Origin of the sequence: Micromonospora sp. NPDC048868, assembly GCF_043198195.1 — a bacterium.
Lineage (GTDB): Bacteria > Actinomycetota > Actinomycetes > Mycobacteriales > Micromonosporaceae > Micromonospora > Micromonospora reichwaldensis.
The window spans coordinates 46914-62630 of the sequence record NZ_JBICUN010000029.1; the positions used below are offsets into that span (position 1 = coordinate 46914).

General features: G+C 73.4%; 17 protein-coding genes. 4 read left to right on the forward strand and 13 right to left on the reverse strand.

Annotation, left to right across the window (positions count from 1 at the left end):
• Window positions 1-763: 763 nt before the first annotated feature.
• Both ACGFNF_RS29145 and ACGFNF_RS29150 read right to left on the reverse strand, forming a co-directional pair.
• Complete coding sequence (locus tag ACGFNF_RS29145) at window positions 764-1639, reverse strand: FG-GAP-like repeat-containing protein (protein ID WP_393172082.1); 876 nt, start codon at window positions 1637-1639, stop codon at window positions 764-766.
• A gap of 421 nt (window positions 1640-2060) precedes the next feature.
• Window positions 2061-2858, reverse strand: coding sequence for a trypsin-like serine protease (locus tag ACGFNF_RS29150; protein WP_132239275.1), 798 nt, complete (start codon window positions 2856-2858; stop codon window positions 2061-2063).
• Window positions 2859-3051: 193 nt separating this feature from the next.
• Between ACGFNF_RS29150 and ACGFNF_RS29155 the strand changes: the two genes are divergently transcribed.
• Window positions 3052-3318, forward strand: coding sequence for a hypothetical protein (locus tag ACGFNF_RS29155; RefSeq protein ID WP_393172064.1), 267 nt, complete (start codon window positions 3052-3054; stop codon window positions 3316-3318).
• A 145-nt stretch (window positions 3319-3463) separates the two neighbouring features.
• Here ACGFNF_RS29155 and ACGFNF_RS29160 read toward each other — a convergent pair whose 3' ends face one another.
• The gene (locus tag ACGFNF_RS29160; protein WP_151457190.1) at window positions 3464-4009 is read right to left on the reverse strand and encodes a hypothetical protein; all 546 of its coding nucleotides are present in this window, start codon (window positions 4007-4009) and stop codon (window positions 3464-3466) included.
• A 299-nt stretch (window positions 4010-4308) separates the two neighbouring features.
• On the opposite strand from ACGFNF_RS29160, the gene ACGFNF_RS29165 reads away from it, so the two are divergent.
• Complete coding sequence (locus tag ACGFNF_RS29165) at window positions 4309-4629, forward strand: hypothetical protein (RefSeq protein ID WP_393172066.1); 321 nt, start codon at window positions 4309-4311, stop codon at window positions 4627-4629.
• Window positions 4630-4669: 40 nt separating this feature from the next.
• Here ACGFNF_RS29165 and ACGFNF_RS29170 read toward each other — a convergent pair whose 3' ends face one another.
• The 4 genes from ACGFNF_RS29170 to ACGFNF_RS29185 all read right to left on the reverse strand — a co-directional run bounded on the left by ACGFNF_RS29170 (window position 4670) and on the right by ACGFNF_RS29185 (window position 7683).
• A complete protein-coding gene (locus tag ACGFNF_RS29170; protein ID WP_151457188.1) occupies window positions 4670-5137 on the reverse strand; it encodes a ribose-5-phosphate isomerase in 468 nt (155 codons plus the stop codon).
• Between the two features lie 72 nt (window positions 5138-5209).
• Window positions 5210-6409 carry a DUF1015 family protein gene (locus ACGFNF_RS29175; protein WP_393172068.1) on the reverse strand — a complete coding sequence of 400 codons (1200 nt, stop codon included), beginning with the start codon at window positions 6407-6409 and terminating at the stop codon, window positions 5210-5212.
• A 93-nt stretch (window positions 6410-6502) separates the two neighbouring features.
• Complete coding sequence (locus ACGFNF_RS29180) at window positions 6503-6856, reverse strand: hypothetical protein (protein WP_393172069.1); 354 nt, start codon at window positions 6854-6856, stop codon at window positions 6503-6505.
• A 203-nt stretch (window positions 6857-7059) separates the two neighbouring features.
• Window positions 7060-7683: a disulfide bond formation protein DsbA gene (locus ACGFNF_RS29185; protein WP_393172071.1), complete on the reverse strand. Its 624-nt coding sequence runs from the start codon at window positions 7681-7683 to the stop codon at window positions 7060-7062.
• Window positions 7684-7896: 213 nt separating this feature from the next.
• Between ACGFNF_RS29185 and pepN the strand changes: the two genes are divergently transcribed.
• Entirely contained in the window at window positions 7897-10449 is a 2553-nt protein-coding gene (gene pepN, locus ACGFNF_RS29190) for an aminopeptidase N (protein WP_393172073.1), read from the forward strand.
• Between the two features lie 78 nt (window positions 10450-10527).
• Here pepN and ACGFNF_RS29195 read toward each other — a convergent pair whose 3' ends face one another.
• The 3 genes from ACGFNF_RS29195 to ACGFNF_RS29205 all read right to left on the reverse strand — a co-directional run bounded on the left by ACGFNF_RS29195 (window position 10528) and on the right by ACGFNF_RS29205 (window position 12746).
• Window positions 10528-10935 carry a DUF5130 family protein gene (locus ACGFNF_RS29195; protein WP_357578342.1) on the reverse strand — a complete coding sequence of 136 codons (408 nt, stop codon included), beginning with the start codon at window positions 10933-10935 and terminating at the stop codon, window positions 10528-10530.
• Window positions 10922-11209, reverse strand: coding sequence for a hypothetical protein (locus tag ACGFNF_RS29200; protein WP_132239469.1), 288 nt, complete (start codon window positions 11207-11209; stop codon window positions 10922-10924). The genes ACGFNF_RS29195 and ACGFNF_RS29200 overlap by 14 nt, the downstream gene beginning before the upstream one ends.
• 73 nt (window positions 11210-11282) lie before the next feature.
• Window positions 11283-12746, reverse strand: coding sequence for an amidase (locus tag ACGFNF_RS29205; protein WP_393172075.1), 1464 nt, complete (start codon window positions 12744-12746; stop codon window positions 11283-11285).
• 140 nt (window positions 12747-12886) lie between these two features.
• On the opposite strand from ACGFNF_RS29205, the gene ACGFNF_RS29210 reads away from it, so the two are divergent.
• The gene (locus ACGFNF_RS29210; protein WP_393172077.1) at window positions 12887-13897 is read left to right on the forward strand and encodes an alpha/beta hydrolase; all 1011 of its coding nucleotides are present in this window, start codon (window positions 12887-12889) and stop codon (window positions 13895-13897) included.
• 106 nt (window positions 13898-14003) lie between these two features.
• Here ACGFNF_RS29210 and ACGFNF_RS29215 read toward each other — a convergent pair whose 3' ends face one another.
• The 3 genes from ACGFNF_RS29215 to ACGFNF_RS29225 form a co-directional block, all read right to left on the reverse strand.
• Window positions 14004-15032 carry an amidohydrolase family protein gene (locus tag ACGFNF_RS29215; RefSeq protein ID WP_393172079.1) on the reverse strand — a complete coding sequence of 343 codons (1029 nt, stop codon included), beginning with the start codon at window positions 15030-15032 and terminating at the stop codon, window positions 14004-14006.
• Window positions 15032-15556: a 3-hydroxyanthranilate 3,4-dioxygenase gene (locus tag ACGFNF_RS29220; protein WP_132239299.1), complete on the reverse strand. Its 525-nt coding sequence runs from the start codon at window positions 15554-15556 to the stop codon at window positions 15032-15034. The genes ACGFNF_RS29215 and ACGFNF_RS29220 overlap by 1 nt, the downstream gene beginning before the upstream one ends.
• A partial coding sequence (locus tag ACGFNF_RS29225) for a RidA family protein (protein ID WP_393172084.1) occupies window positions 15553-15717 on the reverse strand: 165 nt, incomplete at its 5' end. The genes ACGFNF_RS29220 and ACGFNF_RS29225, both read right to left, overlap by 4 nt.

The window sequence follows — 15717 nt, forward strand, 5'->3', positions numbered from 1 at the left end:
GCGAGCCACGACCGCCCCCCACCCCGACGCACGACGGGGTGGGGGGCTGGTCCGTCACGGGACGCACGAGACACCCGCCGGGGCCGCATCCGCCCGGACCAGAAGCAGCCCGTCCGGACCGGGAAAGGCCCACCGGCCCCGGGGGTACCCGGGGCTGGCGGGCCGATCGAGTACGAGGGTGACCACCACCGGAACGCAGCCGCTTCCGGCGGGACGTGGCTCGGCGCTCAACGCACTACGCGCGGCGGGCTGGTTGGCGCTGCGCCCCACGGCTGACGAGGCACCGCGGCACCCGCCCGAATTGTGCGGCTGGTGACTGACGCATTCCGGGAACGCCGTGTTGACGACGCCCCAGCCAATGGCGATCAGGACGCCGTCCTGATCACCTGGGCGGCCGCACGCGAGCGGCGGGGCGGCCGCACACAAAGGCGCGGCGGCAGGGCGCTCTCCACGCGAAAGCGCGGCGGCCGGGGCGCTCGCGCGCGAGCGGCGGGGCGGTCGGGCGCTTTCATGCGAAGGCGCGGCAGCGGTTTCGAGATGTCCTGCGGTCACCGGTGCTTCAGCCGGTCGTCCGCGCGTGCGGGATGTCGCCCGGGCCGGAACGGTGGTGTCGCCGTGTGGCCGGCAGCCGGGCGCGGGACCCGGCCGCCGTCACCTCGTCGGGGCGGCCTGTGCCCCCGTCCGCGCGTCGGACACCGAGATGGCCTCCACCGGGCAGAAGCCGGCGTCACCGGGCCGTCCGGCCTCCAGCGGCCGGCCTACGTCAGCTCACCACCGAGTACTTCTGCCAACCCGTCGCGAGCACCTCGGGCGCGGAGAACGTGGCCGAGGGCCGCTCCGCATCGAACTTGCCGTTGTGCAGGTGCACGACGAGCGTGCCGTCGGCGCGTACGGCCAGCAGGTCCGGCCGGCCGTCGAGGTCGATGTCGGTCACCGTGATGTGCGCGAACTCCTGCCAGCCCTTGCCGAGCGTGAACCACTGGCCCTCGCCCCGCCACCAGGGGCCCTCGCCGGAGGTGTCGTGCGCGAACTCGTACAGGTCGAGGTCGCCGTTGGCGCGGCGGACCAGCAGGTCGGGGCGGCCGGTGCCGGTGACGTCTGCCATCGCGAGCGGAAAGTCCTCGACGTCGACCGTCACCAGGCGGTGCGCGGTGCGGTCGTACGTCTCGTTCTGCGTGACCTGGCGCTTGTTGAAGAACGCGTCGACGTGGCCCGCGTCCTGCTCGCGGCCGAACATGTCGTCACAGCCGTCCAGGTCCACGTCGGCGATGCCGAGGGTCTCCCACTTCTTGTCGTCGCGCGCGCCGGAGATCCGGATCGGCTCGCCGAGGGTGTCGAGACCGTTCAGCCCGCCCCTGTTCGGATAGAGGAAGATCCCGTGCGTTTCGTTCATGTGCGTCATGCTCACGCCGATCACGTCGGCGTAGCCGTTGCCGTTGACGTCGATGGGACGGACCATCCCGTGGTGGCGATACGGGTGGAAGCCGGTGCTGATCAGCACGGGCTCGTCGAATGTCTCGCCGCCACGGAAGCTGCCGCTGTGCGGAAAGACCAGCAGTTCACCCGTGTCGTCGTCACGGGCCATGATGTCCAGCCTCCCGTTCCCATTGAACGAACGGCAGTGACCATTCCCGCCCATGCGTGCCACGAACTACCTCCCCGTACGCCCCGAAACACGACAGTCCGATCATTACGAACAGGGGCTGAGGGCGGTAACCCCTACCCGCACCCCTCACCACCCGCAAGACGGCGATCGACAGGCGGGATCGACATACGACAAAGCGACCTACGCCTATCGGCGCCCATCCATGCCCCCATCGCCGGCCGCGAACATCAGAGGACCGATCGGAGATGGGGAGCAGGCACCTTTCCGCCACCTCACTTTCTGTCGCTCGAAGTCGAGGCCGCGACCCGAGCGGCCCGCCGCGCGGAACCGTCGGGCGGGCGCACGGTCAGGGCCAGCCGGAGCACGCGCGGGGCCGACGCCAGGCAAGGCCAGCCGGAGCACGCGCGGGGGCCCGGCCGGACGAGCCGGCCGGGCCCCCAGGGTTGGTTCCGGGTCAGCCGCCGAGGCTCGCCGCCGCCGAGGCGATCGCCGGGGCGAAGGTGCTCACCTGGGTGTAGACGCCGGGGTAGGAGGGCCGGGCGCAGCCGTTGCCCCAGCTCACGATGCCGACCTGGATCCAGGCGTTGCTCGCGTCGCGCCGGAACATCGGGCCGCCCGAGTCCCCCTGGCAGGTGTCGATGCCGCCGCTGGCGTAGCCGGCGCAGATCTCCTCGTTCGCGATGATCTGCCCGCCGTAGTAGGAGTTGCAGGTCGCGTCGCTGACGAACGGCACGCTGGCCTTGCGCAGGTAGCGCTGCTGCGCGCCGCCCTCGCGGGTGGCGCCCCAGCCGGCGACCGTGAAGGTGCCGTTGTCGTACGCGGTGCTGGTGGCGATCTTCAGCGTCGGGAGCGTGGTGACCGGCGTGGCCAGCCGGATCAGGGCCCAGTCCTTGCCGTTGCCGTTGTAGCCAGGCGCCCGGTAGACGTAGTTCGAGCGCACCTGGATCCGGCTCGACGACTGGAGGTCCACGACGCCGAGGGTGGCGGTGATGCTGGTGTTCGTACCGGTCCCGCCGACGCAGTGCGCGGCCGTCAGCACCAGGCGCGGGCTGTAGAGGGAACCGCCGCAGCCCATGGAGAGCCGGACCATGAAGGGGAACTCGCCCTGCGCGGCCAGCGTGCCGCCCACGACGTACGGGGTCACCTCGGGCCCGGGCTTGGCGGAGGCCGGAACAGCCAGGACGAACGAGCCGGCGGTGACCGCCACCAACGCGGCGGCCAACCGACCGACGAGTGTGCGCCAACGGACCATGGGAGCCTCCCGAACCCTCGCGGCGGGCCGAGGCGGCGCGCCGGAAACCGATGGCGGGAGCCTATGGATATCTATCGATGGATAGCAATGCCCTGACACATCCCGCGTCGGTCATACCGCAGCCGACCAGGATTCGGCGCGCGGGACGCGCATCGCCCGTTTTGCGCCGGGACCGCCCGGGTACGGCCTGGACATGGACACGAACACGAAGGCACACCTCGTTGGCGGACCCCGGGACGGCAGCACCATCGACACGGGCGGCGACGCCCTGCTCGAGGTGGAGATCGACGGCATGATGCACCGCTACATCCGGACCACGAAGCAGCACGGCGAGGACGGCACGGTCTACAACTACGATGGAATGGTGGCGCCGGACGGCGGGGAGCCCGGCGTCGAGGACCCGGCGGCCCGGGTGGCCTCGCCGAAGGCCGACGCGGAGGGTCACGGCGGGAAGCACTGAGCTGCGGATCAGCTCCGGCCGGGCGCGGATGAACCGCGGCCGGCCGGGTAAGCGGCCGGCGACCTGGTGGAACGACCGGAGGTCGCGAGACGCCGCGACCGGGCGCGCGGGCGGGCGGCGCAGGCCGGCCCGCCCGGGCGTACGGTCAGTTGTTGCTGATCCAGTTCCAGGCCGACACGACCCACTCGGTCTGCTGGAGGTAGGCGATCCCGAGACCGGCCAGGAAGACCGCCGTCACCAGGTGCGCCCCGCGCGCGCTGCGCCGCACCCGACCCAGCTGCCGCTCCAGCACCACCCGGCCGAGCAGCCGGGCCAACGCGAAGAGGCCGACGGCCACCAGCAGGCTCAGCAGGAAGATCAGGAACGGGCCGCCCAGGTTCCCGCCGCCCGAGATGGCCCAGATCCCCCAGCAGACGAAGGCGAAGAGCGCGCCGGCCGCACTCCACTCGCCGCCGCGCTTCAACTGCTCGACGTGCCAGCTCAGCGGGCGGCGCGGGGCCGGCGCGTCGGGCCACCCGGTGCCCGTCGGCTCGTGCTCGACGACGGGGAACGGCTCGGTACGCGTCGTACGGGACTGCCCGACCGAGGCCACCCCCCGCTGGTACGCGTCGCGCTGCGGCGGCACCCCGGCACCGGGCTGCGGCGGCACCTCGACGGTCCGCTCGGCCCACGGCTGCGTCTGGTCGACCATCTCGTCCCTCCCCTGGACGACGGCGACCACCGGCCGCCGTCCGTTCCGAGGGTAGCCAGCCCGCAAACCGGTCGCCGAGGCCGCACCCGGGCGCGGGCCCCGATCCGCTGGCCACAGCGGGGCCGGCCGACCCGACGTGCGCAGACGGCCGGGTCGTCGTGACCGAGGTCACCGACCACTCCCCGCACCACGCGCCGGACCCGCGAGCCGACACGGACCCGCAAATCGGCACCGAACCCGCGAGCCAGCGCCGGGTCCGCGAGCCAGCGCCGATCGGGTCGGGGCGGTACGGTCGGCTGATGGGTGACACGGAGCGACGCCGGCGCCGGGTACGGCACCCGAGCGGTGACGCGGGCGCGACCGGGGGCCCCAACGCGACGACCGCCGGGGTGCACGACGGCCCCGAGCCGCCGCGTGCCCGCCGGGGCGGCCCGGGTGACGAGGGCGACCGCGGCCTGCGGGGTCTCGTCGGCCCCGGCTCCTCCCAGGTGAGCGTGACCGCCGCGATGCGGGCCCGCGACGCCTCCCGCCCCACGGACGAGGACCTGGCCGCGGCCGAGGAACGCGTGGTGATCATCCGCCGCAACTGGACGCCCCGCGAGGACCTCCCCCGCCGCTGACCCCCGGCCCTGGCGGGAAGGCGGTCACGCGGTCACGCGGTCAGGGCAGCGTGGGGAGCTGGCGGGTGCTCTCGTAGTCGGCCACCTGGGCAATCCGGCGGGCGTGCCGCTCGTTGCCCGAGAACGGGGTCGTCAGGAACGCCTCGACGATGGCGGTGGCCTCGTCCAGCGTGTGCTGGCGGGCGCCGACCGCGACGATGTTCGCGTCGTTGTGCTCGCGGGCCAGCTGGGCGGTGTCGATGCTCCAGGCGAGGGCCGCCCGGACGCCGGCCACCTTGTTCGCGGCGATCTGCTCGCCGTTGCCCGAGCCGCCGATGACCACCCCGAGGCTGCCCTCGTCAGCCACCACCCGGTCACCGGTGTGCAGGCAGAAGGCCGGGTAGTCGTCGTCCGGGTCGAAGGCGTGCGGGCCGACGTCGACCACGTCGTGCCCCTCCTTGGTCAGGTGGTTGACCAGGTGCACCTTCAACTCGAAACCGGCGTGGTCGGATCCCAGGTAGACGCGCATACCGCGCAGTCTGTCAGGCGCGCCTCCGGGACGACGCGCGGGCGGCGTCCCGGAGGCGGATTCGTCACAGGGTCAGCGGGACAGCTCGGCGACCACCAGGCCGCCGCGGGCCTTCGGGGTGAACCAGGTGCTCTTGCGCGGCATCTTCTCCCGGGCCAGGTTGACCGCGACGAAGTCGTCCACCGTCACCGGGGCGACCAGCACCGCCAGCTCGGCCCGGCCCGCGTCGACCTCGCCGGTCAGCCAGCTCGCCGGGTAGTCGCCGCCGACGTAGGTGATCCGCTTGTCGCCCGGGTCGAGCCCGAGCGCGTCGCGCAGGAGCAGCCGCTCGACCAGGGCGTGGTCCAGGTTCTCCAGCCGGTTCTCGCCGACGTGCGGCAGGGTGACCGCGTACCCCTGGCCGGCGAGGCGGAGGTGCACGGTGCCGCCGGTCGCCGGGACCTCGACCGGGCCGTCGATCGGGGTGACCTCCGCGCCGGCGGCGCGGAGCCGGTCGAGCAGGTCGTCGGCGCTGGTGGTCAGCTCGCTGACCAGCCGGTTGTAGGGCTGGATCGCCACCGAGGCCGGCGTCGTGATCACGGACAGGAAGCGCGGCAGCCCGCCGGTCTGCGCGGCCAGGCTGCGGTGGTTGCCGTCGGCCACGACCAGCTCGCCGCCGCCTGCCAGGGCGGTCAGCTCGTCCTGGCGCGGGCCCGGCCCGAGCAGCCAGATGGCGTGGGTGCGCCCGGCCTGGTCGGTGTCGGTCGCCGCCGGCGCGCCGGCCGCGTCGGTCGCCGCCGCGAGGGCGGCGTGCAGCTCGTCGCCGCGCCCGGTCTGGAGCAGGAGTACGGGCGACAGCAGGTGCCCCAGCGCCTCGGCGAGCGCCACCCGCTCCCGCACCTTCGCGATGAAGACGTCCTCGTTGCGGATGACCAGCCCGGGCTCGTCGGCGCGGGTGGAGATCTGGTCGGTGTCCACCATGGCGAAGAGCCCGTACGCGTTCTCCTCCCCCGGCGCGCTGATCCGGTAGAGAACCACGACCTGCTCGGCCGGCGTGTAGCTGCCGTCGGCCTTGGCCTCGGCGAGCCGGGTCACCGCGTCCGGCAGGGCGTCGAGGAAGGACCTGCCCAGGCTCTCCGGGGCCCGGTGCGGCATCTCGATGCCGAGGGCACTGTGCGGGTTCGCCTCGATGATCGCGGTGATCTCCGCGTCGTCGGCGAACTCGTCGTAGTTCTGCGCGCCGGTGCCGCCAGTGGTGATCCAGGCCCGGGCGATCGGATGCACGACCGTCATGTGCGGAGACGCTACCGGCGACGCGAGTCCCGCCGGCGCGGGACCCGCGCGGGGTCCACCAGATGAAAGAGCTACCGGGGCGGGGCGCCGGATTCAGGCGGTGCGGTCGGACTGTCCCGCAGTCCTGCGGTGCCGGCCGCCCGGCGTGGGGCCGCCCGCCGGTCGCCGGCCCGGCACGCCCGGTCCGGCGGGCACGATCCGCCGGGTCCCGCCCGGCGCGGCCGGCACCGGCCGGTGCTCGGTCGGCGGGGTGAGCCGGGAGGTGGCCGGCACGCGGGCGACGCCGACCACGATCGGCGGAGCGAGCAGGTCCACCATGTGGGCGGGAAGGTCGGGACGGACCGCCGGCCAGCGGGAGTCGTCGACCGACCAGTACGCCGCGTCCGGGCGCTCGGTCACCCCCTCCCGGGTCGACGGGTCGTCACCGGGCACACGGTGCTTGGCCATCGGAACTGCCTCCACGAGCTGCGGGTGCGGCCCTGCGGGTCGCTGCGGCGGACACCCGGGCCAACGATCCCGCCGCCACCCCGGTGACGCCCCCGCCCTCCCCCGGGCCCCGCGTCGCCCGCCGCCGATCAGGGGGTTCACGACGCGAACCCCCTGATCGGTCCGGGAGGTGCCCACGGTGGGGCCGAAGCGAAGGAGCGGAGTCAGTCGAAGATGGGGTCGAGGTCGCGGGAGCGCTTCAGCTCGTAGAAGCCGGGGGTGCCGGCGACCAGCAGGACGCCGTCCCAGAGCCGGCCGGCGGCCTCCCCCTTCGGCGCCGGGGTGACCACCGGGCCGAAGAAGGCGACCGTGCCGCCGTCCGGGCCGGGCGCGTGGATCACCGGGGTGCCGACGTCGGTGCCGACCGGACGCATGCCGGCCTCGTGGCTGGCCCGCAGCGCCTCGTCGTGGGCGGTGCCCTCGGCGACGTCGGCCAGCGCCGGGTCGAGCCCGACGTCGGTCAGCGCGGCGACGAACAGCTCCCGCGTGAGCTTCTCCTGCCCGAGGTGGATCCGGGTGCCGAGGGCGGTGTAGAGCTTCCGGACGGCGTCCTGGCCGTACCGCTGCTCGACGGCGATGCAGACCCGCACCGGGCCCCAGCCGGTCCGCATCAGCTCCTGGTACTGCTCCGGCAGGTCCCGGCCCTCGTTGAGCACCGAGAGGCTCATCACACGGAACCGGACGTCCACGTCCCGGACCTGCTCCACCTCCAGCAGCCAACGGGAGGTGATCCACGCCCACGGGCAGAGGGGGTCGAAGAACATGTCTACGGCGGCACGCTCGCTCACGGCTGGTCCCTTCGAAAACGGGGTGCGCCGGCCTCCCGGCGCCTCCTGCGATCTTCACCCCAGCGGGTATCGACCGACAGCGGAATGAGAGCGTGACCTCGCCCACCACAGGGTGTTCGTGCATGGAAGACTCGAATCCGGCCGTCACGAGCGGTCGATGACGGCGCCACCAAGGCGTGCGGCGAAACGGGATGGAGACGAAAAGTGCCGGGAGTGCGCAACCTGACGCAGGTCGAGGCCACCGAGCGGGCCCGCCTGCTCGACGTGACCGGATACGACATCAGTCTGGACCTCTCGTCCGCCGTACGGGCGGCGGCCGAGGCTCGCACCTTCCGTTCGAGGACCGAGGTGCGGTTCCGGTGCGCGGAACCCGGCGCGAGCACCTTCATCGAGCTGGCCGCCGACTCGGTGCGCTCCGCGACGCTGAACGGGACCCCGGTGGACCTGGGCGACTGGTCGGCCGAGAAGGGCCTGACCCTGTCGGGACTGGACAGCGAGAACACGCTCGTCGTCGAGGCGGACTTCGCGTACTCGAACAGCGGGCAGGGCCTGCACCGCACCGTCGACCCGGTCGACGGCGAGACCTACCTCTACAGCCAGTTCGAGACGGCCGACGCCCAGCGGGTCTTCGCCTGCTTCGACCAGCCCGACCTGAAGAGCGTCTACACCTGGCACGCCACCGTCCCGGACCACTGGAAGGTGGTCTCGAACATGCCGGTGGAGCGGGAGGAGGCCGCGGGCGAGGGGCTGAAGACGGTCCACCTCACCACCTCGGTGCGGATGAGCACCTACATCACCGCCCTCTGCGCCGGGCCGTACCACGAGGTGCGGGACAGCCACGACGGCATCGACCTGGGCGCGTTCTGCCGGGCCTCGATGGCGCCGCACCTCGACTCGGACGACCTCTTCCTGGTCACCAAGCAGGGCTTCGACTTCTTCCACGAGCAGTTCGGCGTGCGCTACCCGCTGCCCAAGTACGACCAGCTGTGGGTGCCCGACTTCAACGCCGGCGCCATGGAGAACTTCGGCTGCGTCACGCACGCCGAGTCGCACTACCTCTTCCGCTCGCAGGTGACCGACTACGAGTACGAGCAGCGGGCCAACACGATCCTGCACGAGCTGGCGCACATGTGGTTCGGTGACCTGGTCACCATGCGCTGGTGGAACGACCTGTGGCTCAACGAGTCGTTCGCCGAGTGGGCCAGCCACTGGTGCAACACCCACGCCACCCGCTTCACCGAGGCATGGACGACGTTCCTGTCCATCCGGAAGAACTGGGGCTACCGGCAGGACCAGCTCTCCTCCACCCACCCGGTCTACTGCGAGATGCCGGACCTGGAGGCGGTCGAGGTCAACTTCGACGGCATCACCTACGCCAAGGGCGCGAGCGTGCTCAAGCAGCTCGTCGCGTACGTCGGTGAGGAGCCGTTCCTGGCCGGCCTGCGGGCCTACTTCGCCAAGCACGCCTGGGGCAACGCCACCTTCGACGACCTGCTCTCCGAGCTGGAGACGGCCTCCGGCCGGGAGCTGCGCAAGTTCGCCGCCCAGTGGCTGGAGACGGCGCAGGTCAACACCCTGCGGCCGGAGCTGACGATCGGCGCGGACGGCACCTACGAGCAGGTCGTCGTGCTCCAGGAGGCGCCCACCGCGCACCCGACGCTGCGTACCCACCGGATCGGCGTGGGCCTCTACGACCTGACCGACGGCCGGCTGGTCCGCCGCGAGCGGCAAGAGATCGACGTCGCCGGCGAGCGGACCGAGCTGACCGCGCTGCGCGGCGTGCCCGCCGCCGACGTGCTGCTGCTCAACGACGACGACCTCACCTACACCAAGCTGCGCCTCGACGAGCGGTCGATGGCCACCGTGGTGCAGCACATCGCCGGCTTCGAGTCGTCGCTGGCCCGCGCGCTGTGCTGGACCGCCGCCTGGGACATGACCCGCGACGCCGAGTTGGCCGCCCGCGACTATGTGGCGCTGGTGCTGGCGGGGCTGCCCGCCGAGACCGACATCAACCTGGTCAACGCCGCCCTGCGCCAGGCCAAGACGGCGCTCACCTTCTACGCCGACCCGGCCTGGGCGCCGACCGGCTGGGCGGAGCTGGCCCGCACCGCGCGGACGACGCTGGCGGCGGCGGAACCGGGCAGCGGCTTCCAGCTGACCTGGGCCCGCGCGTACGCCACGGCGGCCCGCTCGGCCGAGGACCTGGCCACCCTGCGGGGCTGGCTGGCCGGCACCGACGTCCCGGCGGGCCTGTCCATCGACACCGAGCTGCGCTGGGCCGTGCTGGACGCGCTGGTCGCCAACGGCGCGGCCGGTCCCGCCGAGATCGAGGCCGAGCTGGCCGGGGACCGCACGGCCAGTGGCGAGCGCGAGGCCGCGTACGCGCACGCGCTGGTGCCGACGGCGGAGAACAAGGCCGCCGTCTGGGCTCAGCTGACCGGCCCGGAGTCGCTGCCGAACTGGCGCAACCGGGCGCTGTTGCAGGGCCTCATCCACCCGGCGCAGGTCGAGCTGACGGTGCCCTACCGCGACGCGTACTTCGCCACGGTGGACCAGGTCTGGGGCAGCCGGGACAGCGAGCCGGCGCAGGAGTTCGCGCAGCTGGCGTACCCGGCGTACCTGGTGGACGACGAGACCGTGGCGGCCACCGACGCGTGGCTGGCCGGCGACGGCCACTCGGCCCCGCTGCGCCGGCTGGTGGGCGAGGGCCGCGACGGCGTCGTCCGCGCCCTGCGGGCCCGCGAGCGGGACGCCCGCAGCGCCTGACGTACGCCCGACACGGTGAAGCCCGGTCCGCGGTGCGGACCGGGCTTCACCGTTGGACGTCGGGTGGGCTCGGGTCGGTCAGCCCTTGCCGGCGTGGCTGGCGAGCTGGTCGAGGCCGTTGATGATGCCGCCGGCCAGGTCGCCGCCGCCGAACGCCGCCACCATCGACAGCGCGGCGAGCCGGGCGTAGGTGTCGGGGATGCGCTTGCGGGCGTGCCGGCCGGTGACGATCTCCAGCTGCCGCTGGTTGGGCGACACCGCGATCAGGACCGACCGGTCGGGCTCGGCGAGCTGGCGGTGCAGCCGCTCCGCGTGCTCCCGGACCGGCTCGTCGAGGCCGCCGACGAAGACCGAGAAGACCAGGCCGGTGCCCTGGTCCGCCAGGCGCAGGGCCTCGTCGATGCGCAGCAGCTGGCGGGTCGAGAACGGCCCGTCCAGCACCTCGGGCGGATTCCCCGTCCCGGCCTGCTTCTCACCAACGGTCACTTGCGCCTCCGGTTCCACCAGCCGGCGCCTCGATGCCGGCCTGCTCCTGCTTGCGGCTGGTCAGCGCCGGCGCCTGCGCGCCCGCTGCCAGGGCGGTGCCGGCCGAGTCGGCCAGCTGCTCCGGCCGGCCCAGGAACCAGACCGGAGTGAAGTCGAAGGACCGGCCCGGCCGGTAGCGCTTGGCGCCGCCACCGCCGCCGCCACGACTACCGGCGTACGCCAGACCGGCGATCACCAGCACCGCGGCCGCCGGGATGCCGACGAAGACCAGCAACGTCTCGGTTACAGACAATCCCAACGCCCCCAGGCGGAAGAAGAGACCTCAAGGATCCGGGTCGGGTGGACGATCATGGCGCCGACCTCCCGACACCGCTGCCATTCACGTTAGCGGAGCCCACGGCCCGCCAGATTGCGGGGTGGCGATCCCATCCGCCACTGGAGTGCTCCAGTTGCGCAGCCGTGGCGATCAACCTCGCGTCGTCGCCGTACCGGCCGGTCAGCAGGACCCCCACGGGCAGCCCCTCGGCGGTGACGCCCACCGGCAGGGACACGGACGGATCACCCGTGACGTTGAACACGGCGCAGTACGGCGAGAACCGGCGTTGCCGGTCGAAGTCCTCGGCCGGGTCGCCCCCCTCGGCGAACCAGCCCAGCGGCGCCTGCGGCGCGGCGAGGGTCGGGCAGAGCAGCAGGTCGCAGCCGGCGGTGCGGCGCACCCCGAGGCGTACCTGCGCCTGGAGTTCGCCGAGCGTGGCGGTGAGGGTGCCGGCGGAGATCTCCGCGCCCCGGGCCCGCAGATGGCGGGTCAGCGGCAGCAGCGCGCTCTCCCGCCCGCGCGGCACGGGCGCGAGCGCCAGCACGTACCAGACGATCTCGAACAGCGGCCACACGGCGGGCCCGAGGGGCGCGGGGACGTCAACCACCTCGTGGCCGGCGGCGGTGAGCAGCGCCGCCGCCCGGTCCACGGCGGCGAGGCAGTCGGGGTGCACCGGCTCGTCGGCGAGCATCGGGGCGGTGAACCGCCCGACGCGCAGCCGCCCCGGGTCGGCCGCACGGGCCGCGCCGAGCCAGCCGCCCGAGGGCGGGACGGGCGCCAGGTAGGGCTCGCCGGGCACCGGCCGGGCCAGCACGTCGAGCAGCGCCGCCACGTCGGCGACCGTACGCCCGATCGGGCCGTTGGTGGGCAGGCCGAAGGCGCCGGAGCCGACCGGCCCCCCGGAGACCAGCCCCCGGCTCGGCTTGTAGCCGACCAGGCCGCACAGCGACGCCGGGATGCGCAGCGAGCCGCCGCCGTCGGAGCCCTGGGCGACCGGCACCAGCCCGGCCGCGACGGCCGCCGCCGCCCCTCCGCTGGAGCCGCCGGCGGTGTACGCCAGGTCCCACGGGTTGCGGGCCGGCGGCGCGACCAGCCCCTCCGAGTAGAGCGAACAGCCCAGCTCGGAGGTGGTGGTCTTGCCCAGGCTCACCAGCCCGGCCTCCGCCATGAACCGGACCACGTCGGCGTCCACGGGCGGCACGAAGTCGGCGAACGCCGCCGAGCCGAAGGTGGTGCGCACCCCGGCGGTGAGGGTCAGGTCCTTGATCGCGGTCGGCACGCCGTGCAACGGGCCGCGCTCGTCGGCGGGGACGGCGTCGGCGGCGCGGGCCGCCGCGCGGGCCCGCTCGCCGGTGACCGTGACGAACGCGCCGACGGTGTCGCCGAGCGCGTCGACGCGGGTCAGGTGGTGCTCGACCAGTTCGACGCTGGACAGCTCGCCCCGGGCGATCGCGGCGGCCTGCTCCAGCGCGGTCAGGTCGTGCGGCTCGGCCATCCCCTCATCCTGCCCGTCCGGCCGCCACTGTGCCGTACGACACGGCCGGCCGGCGGTGCGACGAGCGCCATATCCTCCCGGACATGACCACATCGGGATGACCCGCCACCGGCACCCGGCACGCAGGATGGACCCGATCGATGGCGATCACCGTCCACCCGGTGGCCCCCCGCAACGCCGCCACCGACCCCCACCCCCGCAGGAGCGTCGCCGTGCAACCTCTACCCGCTCTGCACCCCGTCCCCCGCCGCCGCTGGTCCTCGCGCGCCACCCGTCCGTTGCTGGCCCTCGCCCTGGTCGGCGCGAGCCTGGCCGCCGCACCCGCCGCACCCGCCGGCGCCCGGGACCTGCCTACGGCCGCGCCACTCGCCGCCAACCCCTACGAGCGCGGCCCCGCGCCCACCGTGGCCAGCATCGAGGCCACCCGGGGCCCGTTCGCCACCGCACAGACCACAGTGGGCGCCAGCAGCGTCAGCGGCTTCGGCGGCGGGACGATCTACTACCCGACGAGCACCGCCGAGGGCACCTTCGGCGCGGTCGCCATCTCCCCCGGCTTCACCGCGCGCCAGACGTCGGTCGCGTGGCTCGGCCCGCGCCTGGCCTCGCAGGGCTTCGTCGTCATCACCATCGACACCCGGTCCGTGTACGACCAGCCGGCCAGCCGGGGCACCCAGTTGCTGGCCGCCCTGGACTACCTGACCAACACCAGCACCGTCCGCACCCGGATCGACAGGAACCGGCTCGCCGTGATGGGTCACTCGATGGGCGGCGGAGGCAGCCTGTCGGCGGCCAGCACCCGGCCCGCGTTGCAGGCGGCGATCCCGCTGACCGGCTGGCACACCCAGAAGAGCTGGTCCACGGTGCGGGTACCGACCCTGGTCATCGGGGCCGAGAACGACACCGTGGCCCCGGTCTCGTCGCACTCGGAGCCGTTCTACACCAGCCTGCCGGCCACGCTGGACAAGGCGTACCTGGAGCTGAACGCGGCGAGCCACTCCGCGCCGACCTCGGCGAACGTGACGGTGGCGAAGTACAGCATCTCCTGGCTCAAGCGGTTCGTCGACGACGACACCCGCTACGAGCAGTTCCTCTGCCCGGCCCCGCGGGGCTCGGCGATCGAGGAGTACCGGGACACCTGCCCGCACTCCTGAACCCCATGCTCCGGGGCCGTCGCGCGCACTGGGGGCCGCGACGGCTCCGGATTCCACCCGCCGGGCGGCGCGGGGCCCCTCGGGGACCGCGCCGCCCGGGCGCGGGTCAGGAGCGGGTGCCGAGGAAGCGCAGCGCGTTGCCCCCGAGCAGCAGGTCGCGCTGCTCGTCGGTGAGGAAGTCCGCCTCGCGCACCACCCGGCCGACCGGCCGCTCCCCGAGCGGGTACGGGTAGTCGCTGCCGACGAGCACCCGTTCGGCGCCCATCGTGTCGACCAGCAGCCGCAGCGCGGGCGCGGAGAAGACCACCGAGTCGACGCAGAACCGGTCGACGTACGAGCTGGGCGGGGCGGTGGAGGCACCGCGTACCAGGTCGCCCCGGCGGTGCCAGGCGTTGTCGGCGCGGCCCAGCCAGAACGGGAAGCTGCCGCCGCCGTGCGCGAAGCAGATCCGCAGCGTGTCGGGCACCCGGTCGAAGACGCCGCCGAGGATCAGCGCCAGCACCGACAGGTGCGTCTCGGCGGGCATCCCGGCGAGCCAGCGGGCCATCCACCGGTCCAGCCGGGGGCCGCCCGGCATGTCCCACGGGTGCACGAAGACCGGCGCGCCCACCTCGGCGCAGTGCGTCAGGAACTCCACGATCCCGGCGTCGTCCAGGTCGCGGTCGCCGACGTGGTTGCCGATCTCCACCCCGGCGTGCCCGGCCGCGAGGCAGCGGTCCAACTCGGCGCAGGCCGCCTCCGGGTCCTGCAACGGCACCTGGCAGAACGGCACCAGCCGGTCGCCACCGGCGGCGGTGACCTCCAGGGTGCGGTCGTTGAAGATCCGGGCCACCTTGACCGCCTGGTCGGCGGGCCGGTCGTAGCTGAAGAAGACCGGGGTGGGCGACACGACCTGCACGTCCACGCCGTCGGCGTCCATGTCGCCGAGGCGGGTCGGCGCGTCCCAGCACTCGGCCCCGACCGGGCGGAACTCCGTCTCCCCCACCATGATCATGGCCGCCCGCTCGGAGTCGACCCGCAGCCAGGGCCAGCCGGACCCGCCGCACGCCGCGCCGAGGTCCGGCCACCCCTTCGGTACGACGTGCGTGTGCACGTCGACCACGGGCGGCCGCGCCGGCCCGGACCCGGCAGGCATCAGCCCTTGCCCGGGTGCAGCGCGCCGCAGTTCCCGCAGGTGCGGGCGGCCTCGTCGGCGTAGAACGCCTGGAACACCGGGGGCAGGTCGGCGGCGATGTCGCGGACCTGCAACTCCACCTCGTGCACCTTGTGCCCGCACTCGGCGCAGTACCACTGGAACTTCTCCAGCGTGCCCTCCTCGCGGACCCGCTCCACGACCACGCCGATCGAGCCGGCCTCGGGCCGCTGCGGCGAGTGCGGGGTGTTGCGCGGCAGCATCCACATCTGGCCCTCGCGCACGTGCACCGTACGCGGCCCCTCCGGGGTCATCAGGTTGACGTGCATGTTGCCCTTGACCTGGTAGAAGAACTCCTCGTACGGGTCGACGTGGAAGTCGGTGCGCTGGTTGGGCCCGCCCACCACCATCACGATGAAGTCGTCCCCGCCCGGGAACATCTCCTTGTTGCCGACCGGCGGCTTGAGCAGGTGCTGGTTCTCCGCGATCCAACCGGGGAAGCTGAACGGCTCCGCGATCTCACTCACGACTGACCTCCTGACGGAAGAAGGGCCACTGCCTGGATCTCGATGAGCAGGTGCGGGTGGGGTAGCTGGTGCACGGCGACGGTGGTGCGGGTGGGGCCGGTGGCGTCGAAGTACTCGGCCCAGACCTGGTTGTAGCCGCCGAAGTCGTTCATGTTGACGAG

What these genes read in the sequence shown, in the direction of transcription:
- ACGFNF_RS29170 (WP_151457188.1), bottom strand. Translation starts at nt 5,137, where the DNA reads ATGCGCGTCTACCTGGGATCCGACCACGCCGGTTTCGAGTTGAAGGTG.
- ACGFNF_RS29180 (WP_393172069.1), bottom strand. Translation starts at nt 6,856, where the DNA reads ATGGCCAAGCACCGTGTGCCCGGTGACGACCCGTCGACCCGGGAGGGG.
- ACGFNF_RS29175 (WP_393172068.1), bottom strand. Translation starts at nt 6,409, where the DNA reads ATGACGGTCGTGCATCCGATCGCCCGGGCCTGGATCACCACTGGCGGC.
- ACGFNF_RS29155 (WP_393172064.1), top strand. Translation starts at nt 3,052, where the DNA reads ATGGACACGAACACGAAGGCACACCTCGTTGGCGGACCCCGGGACGGC.
- ACGFNF_RS29165 (WP_393172066.1), top strand. Translation starts at nt 4,309, where the DNA reads ATGGGTGACACGGAGCGACGCCGGCGCCGGGTACGGCACCCGAGCGGT.
- ACGFNF_RS29150 (WP_132239275.1), bottom strand. Translation starts at nt 2,858, where the DNA reads ATGGTCCGTTGGCGCACACTCGTCGGTCGGTTGGCCGCCGCGTTGGTG.
- ACGFNF_RS29210 (WP_393172077.1), top strand. Translation starts at nt 12,887, where the DNA reads ATGGCGATCACCGTCCACCCGGTGGCCCCCCGCAACGCCGCCACCGAC.
- ACGFNF_RS29160 (WP_151457190.1), bottom strand. Translation starts at nt 4,009, where the DNA reads ATGGTCGACCAGACGCAGCCGTGGGCCGAGCGGACCGTCGAGGTGCCG.
- ACGFNF_RS29215 (WP_393172079.1), bottom strand. Translation starts at nt 15,032, where the DNA reads ATGCCTGCCGGGTCCGGGCCGGCGCGGCCGCCCGTGGTCGACGTGCAC.
- ACGFNF_RS29205 (WP_393172075.1), bottom strand. Translation starts at nt 12,746, where the DNA reads ATGGCCGAGCCGCACGACCTGACCGCGCTGGAGCAGGCCGCCGCGATC.
- ACGFNF_RS29145 (WP_393172082.1), bottom strand. Translation starts at nt 1,639, where the DNA reads ATGGGCGGGAATGGTCACTGCCGTTCGTTCAATGGGAACGGGAGGCTG.